Origin of the sequence: Shewanella sp. 4_MG-2023 (genome assembly GCF_030548015.1) — a bacterium.
Lineage (GTDB): Bacteria > Pseudomonadota > Gammaproteobacteria > Enterobacterales > Shewanellaceae > Shewanella.
Genome location: NZ_JAUORL010000005.1, coordinates 49603 through 70713 on the forward strand (window position 1 = coordinate 49603; position 21111 = coordinate 70713).

Annotated in this window: 15 protein-coding genes; 7 read left to right on the plus strand and 8 right to left on the minus strand. The window is 40.5% G+C overall.

The window, feature by feature from the left end:
• Nucleotides 1-85 precede the first annotated feature (85 nt).
• The 3 genes from Q4546_RS03925 to Q4546_RS03935 all read left to right on the plus strand — a co-directional run bounded on the left by Q4546_RS03925 (nucleotide 86) and on the right by Q4546_RS03935 (nucleotide 3595).
• On the plus strand, nucleotides 86-841 hold the full coding sequence (locus Q4546_RS03925) for an outer membrane protein OmpK (RefSeq protein WP_303445735.1): 756 nt from the start codon (nucleotides 86-88) through the stop codon (nucleotides 839-841).
• A gap of 268 nt (nucleotides 842-1109) precedes the next feature.
• Complete coding sequence (locus Q4546_RS03930) at nucleotides 1110-2066, plus strand: GGDEF domain-containing protein (protein WP_303445736.1); 957 nt, start codon at nucleotides 1110-1112, stop codon at nucleotides 2064-2066.
• A 416-nt stretch (nucleotides 2067-2482) separates the two neighbouring features.
• Nucleotides 2483-3595, plus strand: a complete 1113-nt coding sequence (locus Q4546_RS03935; protein ID WP_102440479.1) for a hypothetical protein — start codon at nucleotides 2483-2485, stop codon at nucleotides 3593-3595.
• Nucleotides 3596-3920: 325 nt separating this feature from the next.
• On the opposite strand, the gene Q4546_RS03940 is transcribed toward Q4546_RS03935, so the two are convergent.
• The 7 genes from Q4546_RS03940 to Q4546_RS03970 form a co-directional block, all read right to left on the minus strand.
• Nucleotides 3921-4361, minus strand: a complete 441-nt coding sequence (locus Q4546_RS03940) for a PACE efflux transporter (RefSeq protein WP_102440480.1) — start codon at nucleotides 4359-4361, stop codon at nucleotides 3921-3923.
• Between the two features lie 368 nt (nucleotides 4362-4729).
• Nucleotides 4730-5074, minus strand: a complete 345-nt coding sequence (locus Q4546_RS03945; RefSeq protein WP_102440481.1) for a TM2 domain-containing protein — start codon at nucleotides 5072-5074, stop codon at nucleotides 4730-4732.
• 366 nt (nucleotides 5075-5440) lie between these two features.
• Nucleotides 5441-6118 carry a GNA1162 family protein gene (locus Q4546_RS03950; RefSeq protein WP_198589318.1) on the minus strand — a complete coding sequence of 226 codons (678 nt, stop codon included), beginning with the start codon at nucleotides 6116-6118 and terminating at the stop codon, nucleotides 5441-5443.
• Nucleotides 6119-6126: 8 nt separating this feature from the next.
• The gene (locus Q4546_RS03955) at nucleotides 6127-6480 is read right to left on the minus strand and encodes a DUF4810 domain-containing protein (protein WP_303445737.1); all 354 of its coding nucleotides are present in this window, start codon (nucleotides 6478-6480) and stop codon (nucleotides 6127-6129) included.
• Nucleotides 6481-6494: 14 nt separating this feature from the next.
• The gene (locus Q4546_RS03960) at nucleotides 6495-6854 is read right to left on the minus strand and encodes a hypothetical protein (protein WP_133149399.1); all 360 of its coding nucleotides are present in this window, start codon (nucleotides 6852-6854) and stop codon (nucleotides 6495-6497) included.
• 12 nt (nucleotides 6855-6866) lie between these two features.
• On the minus strand, nucleotides 6867-7799 hold the full coding sequence (locus tag Q4546_RS03965; RefSeq protein ID WP_102440485.1) for a CsgG/HfaB family protein: 933 nt from the start codon (nucleotides 7797-7799) through the stop codon (nucleotides 6867-6869).
• A gap of 1130 nt (nucleotides 7800-8929) precedes the next feature.
• Nucleotides 8930-9259: a hypothetical protein gene (locus Q4546_RS03970; protein WP_303445738.1), complete on the minus strand. Its 330-nt coding sequence runs from the start codon at nucleotides 9257-9259 to the stop codon at nucleotides 8930-8932.
• 879 nt (nucleotides 9260-10138) lie between these two features.
• Here Q4546_RS03970 and secA2 point away from each other — a divergent pair.
• The 4 genes from secA2 to Q4546_RS03990 all read left to right on the plus strand — a co-directional run bounded on the left by secA2 (nucleotide 10139) and on the right by Q4546_RS03990 (nucleotide 16742).
• Entirely contained in the window at nucleotides 10139-12451 is a 2313-nt protein-coding gene (gene secA2 / locus Q4546_RS03975; RefSeq protein WP_303445777.1) for an accessory Sec system translocase SecA2, read from the plus strand.
• 260 nt (nucleotides 12452-12711) lie between these two features.
• A complete protein-coding gene (locus Q4546_RS03980) occupies nucleotides 12712-13782 on the plus strand; it encodes a DUF5694 domain-containing protein (RefSeq protein ID WP_303445739.1) in 1071 nt (356 codons plus the stop codon).
• Between the two features lie 1074 nt (nucleotides 13783-14856).
• Nucleotides 14857-15279 carry a hypothetical protein gene (locus tag Q4546_RS03985; protein WP_303445740.1) on the plus strand — a complete coding sequence of 141 codons (423 nt, stop codon included), beginning with the start codon at nucleotides 14857-14859 and terminating at the stop codon, nucleotides 15277-15279.
• Between the two features lie 824 nt (nucleotides 15280-16103).
• On the plus strand, nucleotides 16104-16742 hold the full coding sequence (locus Q4546_RS03990; RefSeq protein WP_303445741.1) for a hypothetical protein: 639 nt from the start codon (nucleotides 16104-16106) through the stop codon (nucleotides 16740-16742).
• A gap of 365 nt (nucleotides 16743-17107) precedes the next feature.
• Here Q4546_RS03990 and metH read toward each other — a convergent pair whose 3' ends face one another.
• Nucleotides 17108-20824, minus strand: a complete 3717-nt coding sequence (metH, locus tag Q4546_RS03995; protein WP_303445742.1) for a methionine synthase — start codon at nucleotides 20822-20824, stop codon at nucleotides 17108-17110.
• Between the last annotated feature and the right edge of the window lie 287 nt (nucleotides 20825-21111).

Genomic DNA, 21111 nt, shown 5'->3' on the forward strand with positions numbered 1-21111 from the left:
GAAAGCCATTTGACTCATGCAGAATTCATTCAAGCTAAATATCTGAATGGTTGTATAAAATTAAATATATTTTAAAGGATGTTATATGAAACGCATGCTCATCGCTTTGTTAGCGAGTTACGCACCATTTGCAGCTGCCAATGACGTAGTGTTGTGGCAAGACAACAGTTTATCTTACCTTTATGGTGATGATTTTAAAGTCAATCCTGAGATTCAGCAAACGCTGACTTTTGAGCATGCCAGTGGCTGGAGTATTGGTGATTTATTTATGTTTGTCGATTTCACTAAATACAATGGTGAAGAGGACTTCTTAAATGGTAAAACCGCCTATTATGGTGAACTTAGCCCGCGCTTCAGCTTCAGTAAAATGCTTGGTGAACCGGTTGAAATGGGGGTTGTTAAAGATGTACTGCTAGCAACCACCGTTGAGTTTGGCGAAGGCGATGTTGAATCATTTTTAATTGGTGCAGGTATTGATTTAGCCATTCCTGGTTTTGATTTTTTTCAGCTTAATATGTATCGCCGCTTCCCCGATGGCCGCGATGGTGATACTTGGCAAATCACCCCTGCCTGGAAAGTCACCTGGCCTGTAGGCGATTCAAATATCGTATTTGATGGTTTTATTGATTGGGTAGTTGATTCTGATGGCAGTTATGAAAAGAACTTTCATTTCAATCCACAACTTAAATATGATTTAGGTAAGCAAGTCGGTATGCGAGATAGTGCACTTTATGTGGGTATTGAATATGACTATTGGAAAAACAAGTACGGTATTAAGAGCAGCTCGGGCTTTAATACCAATCAAAATGTGACTAGCTTATTGGTAAAGTACCACTTTTAAATATGCGAGTTGAACATTGCTAAGCGATCAGGGGAGTCACAGTCAGATCCCCCTGAGTTTTGTTGTTAATGATTATATTTTAATTATCCAGTGACACTCTAATCATTCATTTTGTCCCCTGACATCCCCTCTAATAGTTGCCCATAAATAAGCCCTAAACATTTTAGTTTTTAACGGACTGCTAAATTGCCATTAATTGCAGGCTTGAGGAAAGTGTTAGCTAACATGTCTATACTCAAAGAGCATGATTTTTTACTAGTGAGTAGATATGGCCTTAACAAACCCCTTAGCTCCACACGATTTATTGGTGTTTTTTAGCGCGGATAACCCTCTTTTGCAGTTTACGATTGATACGCTTCCGGTGCCGATTTTTTACAAAGATGTGAATGGGGTTTATTTGGGCTGTAATCGGGCTTTTGAAGACTTCATAAAAATATCGAGACAACAACTGGTGGGGTTTAGCGTATATCAATTGTTTGATAAAGCCTTGGCGGATAGTTACCAACAAGCGGATCAAGCCTTGTTTGATAATCCTGGGGTGCAAATTTATGAAAAAGAAATTCGCACCAATAGCGGAGATATTGTGTTTGTAAAATTTCACAAAACCAGCTTTTTTGATGCGGAAGGTAATGTGGCTGGTTTAATCGGAGTAATATTCGATATAACCGAACAAAAAGCCTTAGTAGCCAAATTGACTCAACATGCCACTTTTGATGACTTAACAGGCTTTTATAATCGCCGTGAAGGCGCGGCTATCGCGGTAGAAAACATGGTATTAGCGGTAAATGGCGAAATTGAATTTGGGGTGATCATGCTGGATGTTGACCACTTTAAACGTGTAAATGATCAATTCGGTCATGGCGTTGGAGATCTGGCCTTGCAACATATCGCTGCCATTATTAAGCAATCAAATTCGCTTGAAACTACAGTAATTCGATGGGGCGGTGAAGAGTTTCTTCTATTAATCAAAGCGCCTCTTAGCGATACTGTTGCTAGCCGCTCTAATGATGAGCACGATTTTAAACATGACATGCTCGTCATTGCTAACGATATTCGTGAGGCTGTTGCTTCAACGCCAATTAAACTCGACTCGCAACTTGTTCATCTTAGCATTAGCTGTGGGGTGAGTTGTTATACGAAGCAAAGCTTACGCGCACTCATTAATGAAGCTGATGAACTTTTGTATCAAGCTAAAAATAACGGCCGTAATCAAGTTTGCGGTTAATTTAGCGCTATGACCGCAAACTTATAACAAGCAGGACGATAGCGTTTTCTGAGGTATTCTTTTCATACAATCGCTTTCGTATTTCGGGCTGAACAAACTTATTCCTCAATCTTTACTCCATAAACCTTAACCCACACACCTTACGCCATACTCCACATGCCATCGTTTTAGCAGACTAGCTTCAAAATTATTGAGTTCAAGGGAGGGTTACAGACTGTCTCGCAGATTAAGCTTTTTATCAATAACGCTAGTTGTTGCATAAAGGTTAAATGACGTTTACCTTAAAATATGTGATTAAAAAATAATAAAAATTTAGCTTAGCAGTTCTTGTGCTAACGAGAACTCGATAACAAAGTTGAACGTAAGACGGAGAAAGTCAGCTGCAACTGACTCATAAAATAATAATGGACTCAAACATGATTAAGGTAATACAGATTTATTTTATCCCCGCAGCGGTATTTCTGTCAGTGCTTATTGGTGGTGGTTATGGGACGGGCAGAGAGGTTATCGAGTTTTTTACCCAATACGGCCAAATGGGAGGCGTATTAGCCATATGCACGGCAACGGTAATTTTTGCAATAGTATTAGGAATAACCTTTGAATTTGCACGGGTGTTTAAGGTTTATGATTATCGCCATTTCTTTAAGAAATTAATTGGGCCTTTTTGGGTTGTATTTGAAATCTTATACATCTTACTGTTTTTGTTAGTGCTGGGGGTGGTGAGCGCCGCTGCGGGTAACACTTTGCAAGAGCGCTTTGATGTGCCTGCCACAATAGGGCTAATTTTAATGCCAATATTGGTGGCTTTGTTTGTGCTTTTTGGGCGACTGGTGGTTGAGAAGGCGTTAGCCTTGTGGTCAGTGCTGATGTACGGGGTATTTATTACTTATTTCGTCATTGTGGTTGGCCAATCTGATACGGATTTATTAGCCGCTACTGCGCTAACGGATATTGAGCCAAGCTGGTGGTTTGGCGGCGCATTGTATGCGATGTATAACTTGGCGATTGCCCCAGGGTTATTATTTTCTACCCGCGATATTGTAACTCGGCAGCAGGCTTTCGTGTCAGCTGCGATTGCCGCAGTTGCTATTATGATCCCGGCGTTGCTGTTCCACTTAAGTTACAGCGTTGGCTATCCTGATGTATTAGATAAACCGCTGCCCAATTATTGGATGATCCAGCAATTTGCCCCCGATTGGCTGTTAATGCTATTTATCATCGCTTTGTTTGGCACGCTTATCGAAACCGGTGTCGGCTTAGTGCAAAGTGTTATTGAACGTATCCCTGCCACCAGTGATGAGGCTAATGCAAAGCCTTGGTTAAGAGCGCTCATCGCCTTCGGTACAGTGTCATTGGCTGCATTGCTTGGCACCATAGGCATTGTCGATCTCATAGGTAAAGGTTACAGCTTGATGTCTTACGGATTTGCATGTGTTTATGTGCTGCCAATATGTACCCTTGGTGTTTATAAGGTGGTTAAAGCAGGCAATGGTGGGGCGCTAGAAATGCCACTGACTGAGGTTCAATAACAATAAAGTTTATTCTTCATCGCATGTGTCGAGTTAGATGCCTATATCGTCATTTTAGATGGCGTAACAGGCGCTATTAACACAGCGGGAACATTAATCAAAACGGACTGTTAAGCCTATTCAGTGCATCTTTCAGCATGAGGTTAAGAGCGAACTCTGTCGCTCTTGACTCTAGATTCTATCTCTTAACTCTTAATTCTTAATTCTTAATTCTTAACTCCTAGCACCTAACGCCGATATAGACTGTCACTCTAGTATTATTGCTTTATTTGACGAACTTGGGATTAACCTAAGTATCGTTTCATATACCTAAAGCTGGGCTAGCTTAACTGACGGCAGCATTATTGGCTGCAGCGCGAGCGGAGACAATACGCGCTCGAAGTTGGTCATAGCACCAATTGTATATAATCGCGTATATCAAGAAGAATACCACCACGCCAATGTTCATCATAAACACCGTCCAGAAATCTAACTGCAACACCCACATCATAAAGGGCTGTGTGGCAAAAATAAGACCAAACTCAAAACCTAGACCATGACCTAAGCGCATTTTAAGGGTGCGTTTAATACGGTTATGACCAAATATATGGTCAAAGCCTAAGTTGTATGCATAATTCCAACTCATTGCAATTAGCGATAAGCCTACCGCTAAGCCTGTAGCAGACTTTGGGCCCGCATCAGTAAATAAAGTTGCGGCGCCGATAACAAATGCTAAAGCAATCGCTTCAAATAATACGCTGTGAAAAATGCGCTCTTTGGTGTTCATGGTCATTCTCATTTCTGTTGGGTAGTGGTTCTTGGTTGCTAAAGTTATCATTAATGACAAAAGAATAAAGTGAGTGACTACCTTAAAAAGTGATAGATAAAATGTAAAACAGCTTGGAATATTGTTGTAGCAGCCCAGTAAGGGGGATTTTCAGCCTTTTGCAAAAGAAGTTTCACACTAAACCTATGAGAAATCCCCGGCGTTAATGTGGCTTAGCGATGTCATCGTTGACGTCTTAAATCATTAAAGCTCACGAGACTGTGGCATTATTAATAGGAAGCTATTCAATAGGATTTTATAAATCGAGTTTTATAAATAGGGAGCAATATGCAACTCCCTACTCATTTAGGAGGATAAGCTAGTTTTAGTTAAGCGGAGTACTGACTCGCTTTACGTGAGTAACGCTGCTGAAAACTAAATGGACTCATTTTCAAGGTGCGAATCGCATCAACCCAGCCAGCTACCATAGGCACCAGTGTCCAGCTAAACACTAAGTACAAGCTACCCTTGAGATACTGACCTAAATAGAATTTATGCAAACCTAAGCCTCCAAACAGCACACTAAACCATATTGCAAGCTTCTGATTTTTGATGCGAACATCTGGGTCGACGCCACCGAGGGCATCTAAACCTAGCGCGGCATGACATTGTGGGCAAGTCACTTGGTTAAGGTCGATTTTTTGGCTGCACTGTGGGCAATTAATCTGTTGCATCGCAAACTCCAATGGTCAATATCGCTGATAAGGCATTATGGGTACAAGTGTGCGCTGAACAAAGGTGCATAGTTCACAAAACGAAAATAAAGCCAAAATCTAATAAGCTTTTAAGGTATCTAGGCAAAGGCTAGCGGGTTTACAAATGCTTTTTTGATAGGTGATTAACTTGAACACTTCACATCAGTCATCCTCAGTGTATTTTGAAAATAGCGAACAATCTAATCACTCTTCTAGCATTCAAGCAGGGTAGCTGGCTTTGGTTGGCATTTAAATATTAAAAAAGCGACCTTAGGGTCGCCTTTTGTTTTAGGGAACTATGTTTATTCTATATCGACCTATTGATTGGTCACTTTGTGGCTCTCGTTAGAATCTCTCTACTGGGGCTGTGGCGAGTTCTGGGATAACATTTTTTACTTTTCCATCTTTTAAGTAATTAGGGTGGTATTTACCTACAGGAAGAGTTGTTACGGCGTTGGCGTGAACCCGTCTTGCCACTGGTACGTAATCAGTTGCTGCTGTGGCGATTGCTGTAACGATGATGTCGGCAATTAAATTGCCTGAAGAGCCAGAAGTATCTAACACGAATGTGTTTTGGTACGACCATAAAACGTTATTTGTTTCTGCTGAAACTAGTACGTATTCCATACCAACAGTCACATTGCCAGCAATGACCATGTAATTGGTTTCCCATGTTTTCAGCTTAATAAATAGTACAGACTCAGCGCCAAACTTATCTTTGTAAGTAGAAAAAGGGATCCCTTGTAGTTGTGTGCCATCAATGATTCCTGCTTCCTTGAAAATATTGCTTACAATAGGTACAGGTAAAACATAATAGCCTTTATCGGCTAGAGGTTGGGCAACTGTTGCATTTAGAAAATCTGGTGCTTCAGCGGCTGTTGTTTCATTAATAACGGGCACGATTAACATTGTTTGACGATTCACATCAGAATACATTTCGGGAAATGCAGCCTCCTTAGTCGTCGTAGTCGCTGCACAACCAGTCATGAGAAAAACAAGAGTAATTGAAATTAATATGCGCATGTTCATTCCTATTTTTGATCTGTTATTAGACGTTCAATAAAGCCTTTGGATTCTGGGTAAAATTCAGCTTCTTGGCGGTAATAATTGATACTGCTATCCTTGTCTCCTCGCTTAGCAGTAATGTAGCCTATTTCTGCATATATCCCTGGCGGTACCTTTAAGCCTTTTTTCTCTGACACATTAACAATGTCATTGAGTTCATTGAGATGGTTGGTGACACTTTGCTCTGAAGGCGCTTTAATGTATTCATAATAAGTTTCAGAATAGCTTCCCCAGTAGTAGCCACTTTCGGTTACCGAAGCACAGCCTGTAAACATGAATGTTATGGCAATAATGAATAAATATTTTGTTTTAGTTAGCATTTATTGATTTCCTTTTAAAATCTGATGGTTCGTACTTGACCATCTGCAAGGTAGATATCTTTAGAGTAAAGTATGGTTCCAGCTGAGTTCTTAATTAACAACTTATGTGAACCTTTATCTAATTTGATAATGAGGATTTGACGGTTTTCATCTTCAGCGTCAGCAGCACCTACAACACCCGTAGAATATGGGGTTAAATCACTGCCATTAATCATGTGATTATTGATGTTGGCTACCGTGATTGAATTGCCAACTAAAACATCTGCAATAATGACGACCTGCTGTTCATGCTCTAGGCCTGTTTGGCTTCGCTGGACGTTAGAACCACATGCCATTAGAAAAAAACTTAGGAAAATAAATATTAGTGTTCTCATGAAAGCCTCGAGTTATTTATCTGAAAGGTAATATTTTGATAGCTCATCAGTAATGCTACCTTCAACAATATCGACAAAAGAGATCTGTTCAAATTCATCGTTACCATAGGTTGATTGGACTGTTACCTTGCCGATTTTTTTCCCTGGTAAAGTAATCACACCACCGCTTTGAGGATTTTTGACTTGCTTTCCATTTTGGTAAATGACCAATTCCATTCCTGCTGTAAGCCCTTGAGCTTCACCACCAGAAATGATTAACGTGCCATCTTCATTTGATAAGAAAAATGATTTCCATGGTTTAGCCGTCATGTTTTCTACAAGGTTGCTTATCATTTGAGAAATGGCTTGTGACAATGCTTTGTCAGTCAAGCTTTGATCAAATGCAGCTGAAGTACCTGCACCAAGGGTTTTCTTCGTTTCTGTTGTCGCTTCGCCAGCGCCTTCAACAGAGCTTATAATTCTTCCTGTTACAACATCAACTAGGCGTACATTCACTTTGGTATATGCTTTTTGTAATTTTGATTGGGAGAATAAACCCGTAGTGCTTTCTGCTGAACGGCCAAACTCACTGACTGAACCAACGATTAAATAATCAACAGAAACACCGCTGTCGCTTATACCTTTTAATATGTTCTCCGAGTTGACCTCTTCATTATCAAGGCGCTCAAACATGATAAATTTATTTGTATCAGCAAGTCGTGCACTCAGAATATCAGCTGCTTGCTTACCTATTCGATTGTTTGAACTGTCAACTAGGAAACTGTTTGCTGCTTGGGTTTCATTGGAAAATCTTGCTATAGCAACTTTACGTTTTAAGAAGGTTTGTGTGGACTCTATTGAAGTATTTTTAGATGCAGAGGTTGCATCTAACCCTGTTGCAAATGTCGGTGCATGAAAGCAAAACAATGCCATGACCGAAAATGTGAAAATATTCCTTTTTTTCATTTTTTTCTCTTTTAATTTTAATATGTAAATAATGACCCAGAGAGCGATAATTGGGCTTACTATTGAATATTCAATGTTGAATTTTTTAGCATAAAATAGATCGTAATTTATTAATTTTAGCTATTAATTAATATGGTAATTGTAAAATTTATTTTTAAGGTATTTTTGTGAGCGGTGGACATATTTGTTGAGTTATCCCAACTGGGCCACCCTACCTTTGAAACCATTCGCCTACCGATTGCCAACATTGCTTTCAATTCTGAAACAATATCTTATTTAAAGTATTTTTTCCATAACTCAATAAATTCGTTAGGATCTTTCAGGCTCAGAGTGAAATTTTTCGTTGCTTAAAATAAACCTAAATCGAAGAGATAGAATATCAGGTGTAAGCGCGGCGGTGACCGTCCATGAGATGGCGAAGTTTCACTGTGTGAAACGCTCTGGGCGAGAGGTATGGATGTCGAACAGGCCGTTTAACATGATGGATGTTATTTGTTATGGCGTAGCTTTATTGGATGAACTTGCAGCGTATCACAGCTGTGCTTTCATGAAGGCCTGCGGCAGGCAATTGATAACCATGAAGCTGCGATTTTAGAATAATAACCGATACCTAAAAGGCTAAACGTTAGGCATAAAAAGTGTGGCTGGTCAGTGCGGGTTGCCCAAGGTAAATAGTTAGTTATTCTGATTTTGTTTATGTCTTTCAGTGTCACCTTGAATTTATGAGCTCCGATTTAGACCTTTTAATTGAGCACAGTGCTAATGATTTTATAAACTGTGAAAGCTCAAGTTTATACAGGATGAATTAACAATTACAAGCACGTCAACAAGGCGTATGAACCTGCTATTAAGTGATTTTTAGACAAAATGGTTGTTACATATTTACGAAATTATTATTAGATTTAGGCTGTCATCTGCTTTTAAACACTTTTCTACATCAGTTAAGTTCATGCTGTTTCTCCCGCCATCTCCAGTGAAACAAACTCTTTGGAAATAGCATTGATGCTTCTAAATTGGTACCACTGCAACCCGCATATCAACAACGAACACACAATAAAGCTGATAACGGGAAGCAGAAGCATTGTGGTTAATGGGTCTGCTAAATTAACTAACATCATTAAATCCATTCATTAGTCCTCATTACTTACTAATGCTGTATCTGGCTCTGTTACTGATTCAGTCAACTCAAGAGAGGTACTTAGCTCAAATAGTTGCTCTGCGATTTTACTATGCAGATTCAAAGTAATTTCTTGTTTCGCAGTTTGTAGCATTTCTGTGGTTGCTTCAGTAAAACGTGTTTCTAATGCACTCACGACATCAGCACTACTCAATTCATTTGCTTGAGCGCCAATACTTGCTGTTGCAATAATGGCAATTAACGCTAATTTTTTAAATGTACGGTTAGTTTTTGTAGATGCTGAACGAGCTACTAAATTTGTATTTGAGCTTGAGTTAAACATGGTGTCTTCCTTTTCAATTATGGGGTACACCTAGGTTATTACAAGCTGCGTGCCAAGTTTTGAGGTGATCACTTAAGCAACTGATTTAAATTGATTTTAAATAGTTTTAATCAAAAGGGAATCAAAAACAAATCAAAACATATTTAATTTACACCTGTGTAATAAATAAACAGTTAGTCATTTTAACCACCTAAATAGTGAGTTTAGCTAACTCTTAATTAGCAAACCGCAAATACAAAAATAGCTTAAGAAGTGGTGATATTATTAGGGTGGAAAGTGACATCTGAAATATGTTGGATCAGAGTAAACTAAATCCAAACACGTAGCAGTCTCCAATACTTTTTAATAATGGGTGGCATGTTTAGTTTTGCTGCTAATTCTAAGCCCAGCCCTAATCCTAACCCTGAACATTAGAAATTTAGCCTGAGTCGTTATGGTCAGGCTCTGATCCATTTATTCTCAAATTTTTACGGTATTAATGGCGGAGAAAGCCGTAGCGCTTTGCCCATACTAAACGAAAGGAAACCAAAAGCATTTCCCTTTTCGCTTCTTGCATCAAACGTCTTGCAGTCCCCATTGATACAGCATTCACCTCATGGGGTTAGACCTAATTTAAACTGATGAGTTTTAGATTAAGTTACTCTTGCCACTGACTCTACACACTGACTCTACACACTTACTTTCAACTTATTTACTTTAAAGTTTTCTTTATTAATTGGAAATAAAATCATTGCTTTAGGAGTTATTTTAGGTGCGGTAGTTAGCATTGGTTAGATTGAGAAACAAGGATTTAAAGGCTTTTGACTTGAATTAAGCCTTTCCACAACCAATATATATTTTAAGCATAAACAAACAGGTGGAAGTATGTTTAAAAGGGTTATGGAAAAACTGCAAAGGTCATCGATTGAATCCGACCTTAAACCGTTTAAGAAAACGTTGACACAAATAAACTCCTTTAGCGAGACATTGAAATCGCTTTGTGATGATGAACTCAAAGCACAGCTACAATCACTGTGTGCTTCTATTTCCCCGCCAATGAATATATCCACTCAAGTTAAAATTTTTGCTTCTGTGTCAGAAATATCAAACAGACTATTAGGCATGAGGCCCTTCGATAGCCAAATGTTGGCCGGGTTAGCATTACATGACGGTTATATTGTCGATATGAAAACCGGGGAAGGTAAAACATTGGCCGCAGCTGCCCCCGTTATTGTTAACGCATTAGCTGGCCGCAAAGTTCACGTACTCACCTTTAATGACTATCTGGCTAAACGAGACAGTCACTTTTTACAGCCCCTCTATCAATTTTTTGGTTTGAGCGTGGGAATGATCCAAGCTGACATGTCGTGTAAACAACGCAAAAAAGCTCATGCCTGCGACATTGTTTATGCCACAGCCCGAGAAGTTGGCTTTGATTATTTACGTGATCAATTGGTGCATTATAAACAGCAAAAAGTATTGTCGGGATTAGATGTTGCCATTGTTGATGAAGCCGATTCGATTCTAATTGACGAAGCCCGTATTCCTCTGGTTATTTCAGGTGATATCCACCAAAACAATGATCAACTGACGCACATTGCGACGGTAATTAAACAATTAGACAAAACAAACGATTATGCGGTCGATGAATTTAGCACCTCTGTTCACTTGACGGACAGCGGCAGTCGTAAAATAGAGCAACAATTTGGCTGTGAAAACCTATTTGATATCGATAATTTGCCCTTGCTGACCAGCGTCAATCTAGCACTGCACGTCGAGGCTTTGCTGGTCAAAGACATAGATTACATAGTTAAAGACAAGAGCATCAAACTGGTTGATGAATTCACAGGTAGAATTGCCGAAAAGCACCGCTGGCCAGATGGTATGCAATCGGCATTGGAATCCAAAGAAGGTCTGCCAGTCAAAAAGGAAGGTCAAACCCTAGGTTCAATCACCTTGCAACATTTGATGTGTTTGTTTAAGAAAGTGAGCGGCATGACCGGCACCGCGGTGTTGGCAGCGCAAGAGTTTGAGCAGTTATACCAATTAAAAACCTGTGTTATTCCACCGCGTAAACCCTGCATTAGAATAGACAAGCCAGATCGGGTGTTCAGTACAAAAGCCGAAAAAACCATTGCCATTTGCAATGAAATATCCTTGATTCAACGTACAGGGCAACCTGTTTTGGTGGGCACGCCCAATGTCCGCGAGTCTGAAAACTTATATGCTTTGTTAGTTGAAAAAGGGATTGAGTGTTGTCTGCTCAATGCTAAAAATGATGAGCAGGAAGCCCAAATAATTGCTCAGGCAGGTGCTTGGGGGGCCGTCACCATCTGTACCAACTTGGCCGGACGCGGTACAGATATTTTACTGGGGGCAAAAGACACTGCAAGCAATATACAAGTAAAAAAGGCAGGTGGCCTGCATATTATCGGCACTAGCCGATTTGAGTCGAGACGGATAGATGATCAATTACGTGGACGGGCGGCAAGGCAAGGCGAGCCTGGGTCTTCGCAATATTTTGTCAGCCTTGAAGACAAATTGTTTAATCACTTGGGGCAGGATGGCTTGTTGTCTGGCAAAAGTGACACTGGGGAGTTGCTATCCAATGCCCGTATCAGCAAAAAAATTGCGCACGGCCAGCGAGTGCTAGAAGGCGCGAATCTTGATAGACGCAAAGCGTTATACAAATACAGTGATTTGGTTGAACAGCAAAGGCAAATGATCCACCAACTACGGAATGACATTTTACAGGGGGAAGGGGCTGAAGAGTTTAAAAGCAAAGTCACATCGCGTTGGCAAAATCTCAGTACAGTCGTGAGTGATGAAAAGCTCAATGAAGCCCTGAATATTGTAGTTATGCACTCCATCGACAAACTATGGGTCCAGCATTTGTCTGAGATTGACTATATCAAAGAAGGCATTAATTTAGTGGGGACAGCGGGCTCCAGTTTTATGTTAAGTGGTAACGAGCCTTACCATGTGTTTATCCAGCAGGTGCAGCAAGTTTTTGAACAATTATTGGCAGAATTAAAAACTGCGGTGGTTGATTTGTTCAATAACCTTGCCATAGACGAAAACGGGATTAATCCCAACAGTGAATTATTTGCAATGACAAAATCGACCTCATCATATGTGGTCGCTGATAATCCATTTGACGCTGTAGACAGACAGTTTATAGCCAGTATATGGAAGAAGTTGAAGTTAGAATAAAATTTATTGGAGGTAGAGAAACTAACTTCGATTGTAGGAACATGTTGGGGAAAATGAATATTTTGCGTCAGAGTATACAAACTCAAACACCGCCGCAGTCTCCAATACTTTTTAATAATGGGTGGCATGTTAAGTATTGTTGTAGATAATAATAAAAGTATATCCCAATGAAAGGTAAGTTATTAAAAATTGTAATGTTTTTCTATTATGGTATGTTCTTTTTTCATTATTAGAGTGAGTCGAAGGTTAAGGATAACAGAATGATAAGAGTCATTTTTGCAGCTCTGGTTTTATTACCTAGCTTGGTAAATGCACAGCAAGGTATACAAAGTCTAAATGCACGTGTTAAACAGAAGACTGAGGTAATGGTCTTAGGAACGATGCATTTAAAAAGTATTAAAGAAGAGATCGACCTGTCTGAAATTAGAGGTTATTTAGGTAAATTTAAACCAACAGCTATTGCAGTCGAATCACTTCGAGGTGAAGATATTTTTACAATGCTTAATGGCTCTGTTGAATATCATGAAACTTTAACAAGCTTTGTGGGTGATGAACTACTTAGTATCGCAAAAAAAGAACAATCATCATTAGGACTTTCTGCCACTGAAGCAATACAGAAAATGAAACAGTTTGAAATAGTAAATAATTTGTCCGATGAAAAGCGAATCGAACTTATAAGACTATCTATTGCAGGCTACTACCCTGATACAGCAACACTACACTGGTTAAAATTAACAGAAAATGACACTTCTCAATTGTCCTCAGATTTAAAAGCCTATCTTAATGCGCGTGCTACAAAAAATAATGAAACACTCAATATCGCAATTAACTTAGCTTTAAGTGAGGGCATAAATACGATCTACCCTATTGATGACCATCTTGATAAAGATATGTATCAAGACATGGTTAAAAGGTTAATGCCATCTTATAGTAAATCCCAAGCAGGAAATGAACTTCAAAAAAGTACGTTTATAACTAAATCTCAAGCTTTGCAAAAAAACGCAATACAAACAGGGGATTGGCTGCCTTTATACCTTTGGTTGAATAGCCCTGAACAAAGCTCTCAAGTTATTGGGCAAGAGTGGAGTATGTTTGTTGATAAAGATTTAGATGTTGAACCTGCGTTAGCTAGAGTTGCTTTATGGGAAGTTAGAAACCTAAATATGGTGTCTCACATCATGAGAGTGGTTGCGAGTGAGATTGGCGGACGAATTGTCATTATTGTAGGTGCATCTCATCGGGTATTTTTCGAAGAATACCTTTCAAAAATGATAGGTGTTGAAGTAATACCGTTTTCTGACTACGTAACTGAATATGTTGGGTCAGAGTAAACAAACTCAAACACCGCTGCATTCTCCAATATTACCCATTCCAATTTGCGATTAAGTTTACTCTGACCCACTTATTTCGTGTAAAAGTTACGAATCTGATGAACAGATGGTCAACTGTGTAAATCACAAAGCAGATGCTAAAGGAAAGTTTGAAAAGGCTTATGCTTCTGGAGATTTAATCTTACTGCGGTAATAGTAAAAATAATGTTGTTTTATATGGCCTATCGGCCAAGGTAAGTCGTGGCGCTTCGCCCACACCAGACCAAAAGGGTGTGAACTGCGACACCCTCTTGGAACACCCCGCAGCCCCGACGAAGTTGTCATCCTCAGTGTATATTGAAAATAGCTAACGCTTCCGATGGGGCATCCATGCCCCGCGAAAGCTAACCTGACATCCATGTCAGGTTTACGCGATTTATCTGCATACACTTCGGCAACTTCCAACGGGGAATCCTCCAGCGTCTGACTTCATTTGAATTGATGGGGTTTAGTATTAAGTTTACTCTGACCCCACTTATTACGGCCAATGTAAGTCGTGGCGCTTCGCCCCATACTGTGCAAAGAGTGCGACCCAAAGGGTGTGAACTGCGACACCCTCATACTCTCTGTAAACATTGGCCCCGCAGCCCCGTCGAAGTGGCTCTTGGTAAATATTAGGCTCATGCTAATTTAAGCGAATTGACTACCGCCTTAGATTCGCCATCGCTTATAAACGGATTTACTGATATCACGATGGCAGGGATGCCAAAGAGTGACCATTGCTCAATCTAAGGCTATGTCGGCGTCCTGCCTCCATCACGTCAATTCACTTAACGCACTCGGACACTTCCAACGGGGGGGACTTAGCGTCTGACTTTATTTGAATTGATCGGGTTTAGATTGAATTTACTCTCCCACTCACATTTTTATTCGATTAACTAACTGTTAATAATAATGTTTAATAGACAAAGGTACAGATAAAAGGTTATTTTAAATCAGCAAAAAAGGATGAAGTATTAGCTTTACTAGAGCGTTTAAATGGACTGCTTCATCTTCTTACGGTATTTCTTTTGTCTTATAAATATGGAAATAAAGATGAAATCAGTTTTACAAATTACTTTGGGAATCCTGTTAGCCGGATTAGTTATGTTGTTAGTGAGAATTGCCTACAGTGGCTACATAGAATACCGAGTGACTCAAGGGCTTAATGAAATTGCATTGAAGCAAAAGCAAGCAGAAGCAACTCGTCTGGAAGCAATAAAAATTCGCCAGAAAGCAGAGTTGCAATTACGACAACAAGCGAAACAGGAAGCTGCAAGGAAATCTCTTTTAGCTAAACAAAAAGCCAAAGAACTAAAACGTAAAAACGATGCGTGGCGCGCGTATTACACAGTGCCTGACATATGTAAAAGTTACGAATCTGATGAACAGATGGTCAACTGTGTAAATCACAAAGCAGATGCTAAAGGAAAGTTTGAAAAGGCTTATGCTTCTGGAGATTTAATCTTACTGCGGTAATAGTAAAAATAATGTTGTTTTATATGGCCTATCGGCCAAGGTAAGTCGTGGCGCTTCGCCCACACCAGACCAAGAGGGGGGAACAACAGCAATCCCCCCTCTTAGATCACCCATGCCGCCCCGACGAAGTGTTATTCCTTGTGCTAATTTAAGTTAATTGACTACCGCCTCAGATTCGCCATCGCTTGTAAACGGATTTACTGATGTCACGATGGCAGGGATGCCAAAGAGTGACCATGGCTCAACTGAGGCTATCTCGGCATCCATGCCGAGCTCACGTCAATTCACTTAACGCACTCGGACACTTCCAACGGGGAATCATTCAGCGTCTGACTTCATTTTAATTGAGTTAGGGTTAAGTGAACTCTGCCTGACTTATTTTGTTGTTTTTTGGAGAAGTATTAAACTTTTTAATTTCATTAACGTGTAATTTGACCTAGCAGGTTAGCTCTCACTAACATTGTTGTTTATACAGAAAATACCCACAGACTATTCATTAATTTGCTGCTTGCAAAAACAAAGTAACCACACTATCTTGTATTGGTGGTGTATATTAATACTACATAATGTGTTTTTTTAATTTGATATAGGAAAAATTAGTATGGCTAAAACTCAAGGCGGAAAAAAGAAAGTACATGTACCTGCTCATACAAAAAAAGACGGAAGTAAGGTAAAAGAGCATTACCGCTCTACACCAAACTAATGTCAAAATTGAAAACCCGAAGGTTGTTTATTACTTCGGGTTTTCTTTTATTATTGTACTTAAGCAATTGAATAATCCGGGTCACAGTAAATTGAAATGTTGCAGAATATGAATAACGATTATGAATAATAAATTTACAGTATTTGGAGTTCTATTTGGGGTTGTAGCTTTAACGTTAGTGTGGGCATTTTGCAATCCAACAGATAAAATCATACCGACAGTATTAATTTCTGGTGCAGTACTATTAGCGGCTCAATCTCGGCATGATGAAAAAGTTAGTTTAGAAAAACGCAAAGAAGTCTGCTTAGATTTTATTGGTAACCTCACTTCCTATCGTAGTTTGATGTTCAGAAATTTATTACATGATATTGATGCTCGTGAATTTGAAATTAAACTAAGCGAACTATCTGAGTTGTCAGCTAGTTCACTTGAAAAAATTTACGCTGTTTGTTCAGATAAAACCTCTGCAAGAACTGAAATAATGCATAGGAAGCTATTAGAATTAATGATTGAATCTGTGACCCTCAAGAAGAAAAATGGAGGTAATCGTTCAAATATATATACCTCTAATTGGTTCGAACGAATTGCAGAACATCGTAAAGAAGTTATATGCACATTTAGAATTGAGTTGGGTGAGCCAAAAGCAAACTCTTTAATGAAAGAGATTGATATTACAAAAGATATTTATAGTAAGTTGTTTACTAATATATTTTCTGAAGACGAAAAAAAATCCTATCATGATCCTTATACATATAAATAACTAAATTATTTAGGATAAGAATAACCTTTTTCAAACACCGCCGCAGTCTCCAATATTCCCCATTCTAAGTTGCTGAAATACGCAGATAAAAATACCGTGTAGCCATCAGGATGATGGCTAAGGCTCGGCGGGACATGGATGTCCCATCTGAGTCGTTAGGTATTTTTATTGGAGTATGAAGAAGCACAACTTGGTTGGGGCGGCAAGGGATATCGAAAAGGGAAATGCTGTTGTTTCCCTTTCGTCTGGTGTGGGCGAAGCGCCACGACCTTAACCAGCCGTTAGGCTGAAAATGGCAGCGCCATAATCCAAACGAAGTTTGGAATCCTAATAAAGAGTAATCAGTGATTACTCAACATCACTCTCTATTCAACATCATAATCCAACACTGGTGATAACCACTTCTCTGATTCTGCCAATGTCATTCCCTTACGCTCAGCATAATCCTCAACTTGATCGCGGCCAATATTGGTCACCCCAAAGTAACGTGATTTCGGGTGAGCAAAGTACCAACCTGATACCGCAGCGGTTGGGAACATGGCATAACTTTCAGTGATATTAAGGTCAATCGTTTCATCGGGTTTTAGTAAATCCCATAACAAGCCTTTTTCAGTATGATCAGGACAGGCTGGGTAACCAGGTGCTGGGCGAATACCTTTGTATTTTTCACGAATAAGGGCTTCGTTATCCAATACTTCATCTGCAGCGTAACCCCAAAACTCTTTTCGTACCCGTTCATGCATACGCTCTGCAAAGGCTTCAGCTAAACGGTCGGCTAGGCACTTAAGCATAATGGCGTTGTAGTCATCATGGTTGGCTTCAAAACGTGCCACATGTTCATCAATGCCGTGGCCTGCGGTAACAGCAAAGCCGCCCATGTAGTCGGCGACGCCTGAGTCTTTTGGCGCGACAAAATCAGATAAACAGAAGTTGTCATTGCCCACACGTTCAAGCTGCATCCGCAAGTGATGGGTGGTCATTTCAACCGTGGTGCGTGTTTCATCTGTGTATAGCTCAATGTCGTCATGGTTGACGGTATTGGCAGGGAATAAGCCAATGACCGCTTTGGCAGTAAGCCATTTTTCACTGATGATGGTTGCAAGCATGGCTTTACCATCGGCATAGAGCTTACGGGCTTCTTCACCGACAATTTTATCATCTAAAATTTCAGGGAAGTGACCATGCAGCTCCCAGCTTCTGAAAAACGGCGTCCAATCGATGCGATCCACTAGATCTTCTAGTGGGTAATCATCAAATACTTGGCGGCCCAATTTGTTCGGTTTAAATGGGGTGTAGTTATCCCAATCGTGTTTACAGCGGTTTTCACGGGCAGCGTCAATTGACACTATGGTTTTGCGTTTGGTTTGTGATAACCGCTTTTCACGCATGATGTCGTATTCAGCATAGGTTGCATCAATGGTGGGCTGGCGAGTGTCGTTATTAACCAGTTTTGACACCATAGGCACTGCGCGCGAGGCATCGGCAATGTAAATTGCACCATGTGGATAATGTGGGGCAATTTTTACTGCGGTATGAATTTTCGAGCAGGTTGCACCGCCAATAATCGCCGGAATGGTTAACCCTTCTCGGTGGAAGGTTTTGACGTTATGTACCATTTCATCAAGGCTTGGGGTAATAAGCCCTGACATACCAATAATATCAATATTGTGCTCTTTTACGGCTTCAAGGATTTTTTCAACTGACACCATGACGCCTAGGTCGAACACTTCAAAGCCATTACAGGCTAGCACCACGCCGACAATATTTTTACCAATATCGTGCACGTCACCTTTTACGGTAACCATTAAAATTTTACCGTTTGATTGACCTTCAACTTTTTCCGCTTCAATGTATGGGTTTAAATAAGCCACGGCTTTTTTCATTACCCGGGCTGATTTAACGACTTGCGGCAGAAACATTTTGCCTGAGCCAAATAAGTCGCCAACCACATTCATGCCGTTCATTAACGAGCCTTCAATTACATCCAGTGGTCTGGTGGCTAACAGGCGTGCTTCTTCGGTGTCTTGGTCAATAAATTCGGTAATGCCTTTCACTAATGCGTGGGATAAGCGCTCATTAACTGGCAGGCTGCGCCAAGCTAAGTCTTCCTTTTTAGCCACTTGTTTGCCGTCACCACGAAAACGCTCAGCAACATCTAGTAGTTGCTCAGTATTGCTTGAGTCGGCAACGGGGCAAGGTAAATTCAGTACCACATTTTCGACTTTTTCTTTTAAGTCTTTGTCGATGTCATCAAATATGGCTAACTGACCTGCGTTAACAATGCCCATGTCCATGCCCGCTTGTATCGCATGATATAAAAATACCGCATGAATGGCTTCGCGGACTGGGTTGTTACCACGAAACGAGAACGAGACGTTTGACACACCGCCAGAAATCATTGCATGGGGTAGAGTGGCTTTAATGTCTTTAATGGACTCAATAAAATCGACGGCGTAGTTATCGTGCTCGTCAATGCCGGTGGCAATGGCAAATATATTCGGGTCGAAGATGATGTCTTCTGGGGCAAAGCCCACCACATCAACCAGTATGCGATAGGCGCGGGTACAGATTTCGGTTTTACGGGCGCGGGTATCGGCTTGGCCATCTTCATCAAATGCCATCACAATAGCGGCTGCGCCATAGCGTTTCACTAAGGTGGCTTGCTGAATAAAGGCTTGTTCACCTTCTTTCATCGAAATGGAGTTAACAATCGACTTGCCTTGAACGCATTTAAGGCCAGCTTCAATCACGTCCCATTTTGATGAGTCGATCATGATAGGCACGCGGGAAATATCAGGCTCTGAGGCGATTAAGTTCAAGAACTTTTTCATCGACTCGACGCCATCAAGCATACCTTCATCCATGTTGACATCGATGATTTGTGCGCCGTTTTCAACTTGCTCACGCACGACATCTAGGGCCTCTTCAAACTTTTCTTCTTTGATTAACCGCAGGAACTTGGCTGAACCTGTAACGTTGGCACGCTCGCCGACGTTAACAAATAATGAGTTGCCATCAATGGTTAATGGCTCAAGCCCTGATAAGCGACAGGCAACGGGAATATCAGGTATGACACGTGGCTCATGGCTGATAACGGCATCGCGAATAACACTAATGTGCGCTGGTGTACTACCACAACAGCCACCCACAATATTGAGCATGCCTTCCCGTGCCCAATCACTGATCACTTCGGCCATTTCTTCTGGGGTTTCATCGTAACCACCAAACTCATTAGGTAAGCCAGCGTTAGGGTGGGCAGAAACATAACATTCTGCAATCCGTGATAACTCTTCAACGTAGGGACGCAACTCTTTTGGGCCAAGGGCGCAGTTAAGGCCAATGGATAATGGTTTGATATGGCGCAGTGAGTTGTAAAAGCCTTCGGTGGTTTGCCCAGTTAGGGTACGACCTGAAGCATCAGTAATGGTGCCTGAAATCATCACAGGTAGCCGATCATCAATTTGATCAAACACTAATTCGATGGCAAATAATGCGGCTTTGGCGTTGAGGGTATCAAAGATGGTTTCGACCATGATGATATCTGCGCCGCCATCAATTAATGCACGGGTTGATTCAACATAGGCTTCGACTAACTCATCAAAGCTGATATTACGAAAACTGGGGTCGTTCACATCTGGGCTGATAGAGCAAGTGCGGTTGGTTGGCCCAAGCACTCCTGCAACATAGCGTTTAATACCCGTTTGCGCAGTAACGTCATCAGCGGCTTCACGGGCAACTTTGGCGCCTTCAAGGTTAATTTCTGCTGACAACGACTGCATGTCGTAATCGGCCATAGCAATCGTGGTGGCATTAAAGGTATTGGTTTCAATAATGTCAGCACCCGCTAACAGGTATTCAGTGTGGATATCTTTAATGATTTGGCGTTGGCTTAGCACCAACATGTCGTTGTTGCCTTTTACGTCACAGTGCCAGTCTTTAAAACGCTCACCACGGTAGTCTTCTTCTTCCAGTTTGTAGTCTTGAATCATTGTGCCCATGGCACCATCGAGGATAACTATGCGCTGTTTTAGCGTATTTGTAAGTTGTTCAAGTACCTGACTGTAGGAAGTCGACTTCGCCATAACGTATTACCTTAATTGCTTTTATGCTAATCACTTAATCGAGCGTTAAATAACACGCTAACTTAAGTAGTTAGTGGATTGTGTTAACGGTTTTAGATGAAATAAGCATACCTTTATTTATGCTTTTATAGGGCAGAATAATGCGAAATCCCCTGTAATAAAATTCATCTTAAAATATTTTGTTTGGACATTTAAACGTATAGACGTCCATAATACGTTTAAATAGATTGTAAGAGCAAGCCCATTGCTCACACTAAAAACATAAGCCAATTGAAACGGCCGATGGA

Bases quoted from the DNA above. Each gene is read 5' to 3' on its own strand.
- Q4546_RS03925 (WP_303445735.1), top strand. From the start codon at position 86: ATGAAACGCATGCTCATCGCTTTGTTAGCGAGTTACGCACCATTTGCA.
- Q4546_RS03930 (WP_303445736.1), top strand. From the start codon at position 1,110: ATGGCCTTAACAAACCCCTTAGCTCCACACGATTTATTGGTGTTTTTT.
- Q4546_RS03935 (WP_102440479.1), top strand. From the start codon at position 2,483: ATGATTAAGGTAATACAGATTTATTTTATCCCCGCAGCGGTATTTCTG.
- Q4546_RS03940 (WP_102440480.1), bottom strand. From the start codon at position 4,361: ATGAACACCAAAGAGCGCATTTTTCACAGCGTATTATTTGAAGCGATT.
- Q4546_RS03945 (WP_102440481.1), bottom strand. From the start codon at position 5,074: ATGCAACAGATTAATTGCCCACAGTGCAGCCAAAAAATCGACCTTAAC.
- Q4546_RS03950 (WP_198589318.1), bottom strand. From the start codon at position 6,118: ATGCGCATATTAATTTCAATTACTCTTGTTTTTCTCATGACTGGTTGT.
- Q4546_RS03955 (WP_303445737.1), bottom strand. From the start codon at position 6,480: ATGCTAACTAAAACAAAATATTTATTCATTATTGCCATAACATTCATG.
- Q4546_RS03960 (WP_133149399.1), bottom strand. From the start codon at position 6,854: ATGAGAACACTAATATTTATTTTCCTAAGTTTTTTTCTAATGGCATGT.
- Q4546_RS03965 (WP_102440485.1), bottom strand. From the start codon at position 7,799: ATGAAAAAAAGGAATATTTTCACATTTTCGGTCATGGCATTGTTTTGC.
- Q4546_RS03970 (WP_303445738.1), bottom strand. From the start codon at position 9,259: ATGTTTAACTCAAGCTCAAATACAAATTTAGTAGCTCGTTCAGCATCT.
- secA2 (WP_303445777.1), top strand. From the start codon at position 10,139: ATGGAAAAACTGCAAAGGTCATCGATTGAATCCGACCTTAAACCGTTT.
- Q4546_RS03980 (WP_303445739.1), top strand. From the start codon at position 12,712: ATGATAAGAGTCATTTTTGCAGCTCTGGTTTTATTACCTAGCTTGGTA.
- Q4546_RS03985 (WP_303445740.1), top strand. From the start codon at position 14,857: ATGAAATCAGTTTTACAAATTACTTTGGGAATCCTGTTAGCCGGATTA.
- Q4546_RS03990 (WP_303445741.1), top strand. From the start codon at position 16,104: ATGAATAATAAATTTACAGTATTTGGAGTTCTATTTGGGGTTGTAGCT.
- metH (WP_303445742.1), bottom strand. From the start codon at position 20,824: ATGGCGAAGTCGACTTCCTACAGTCAGGTACTTGAACAACTTACAAAT.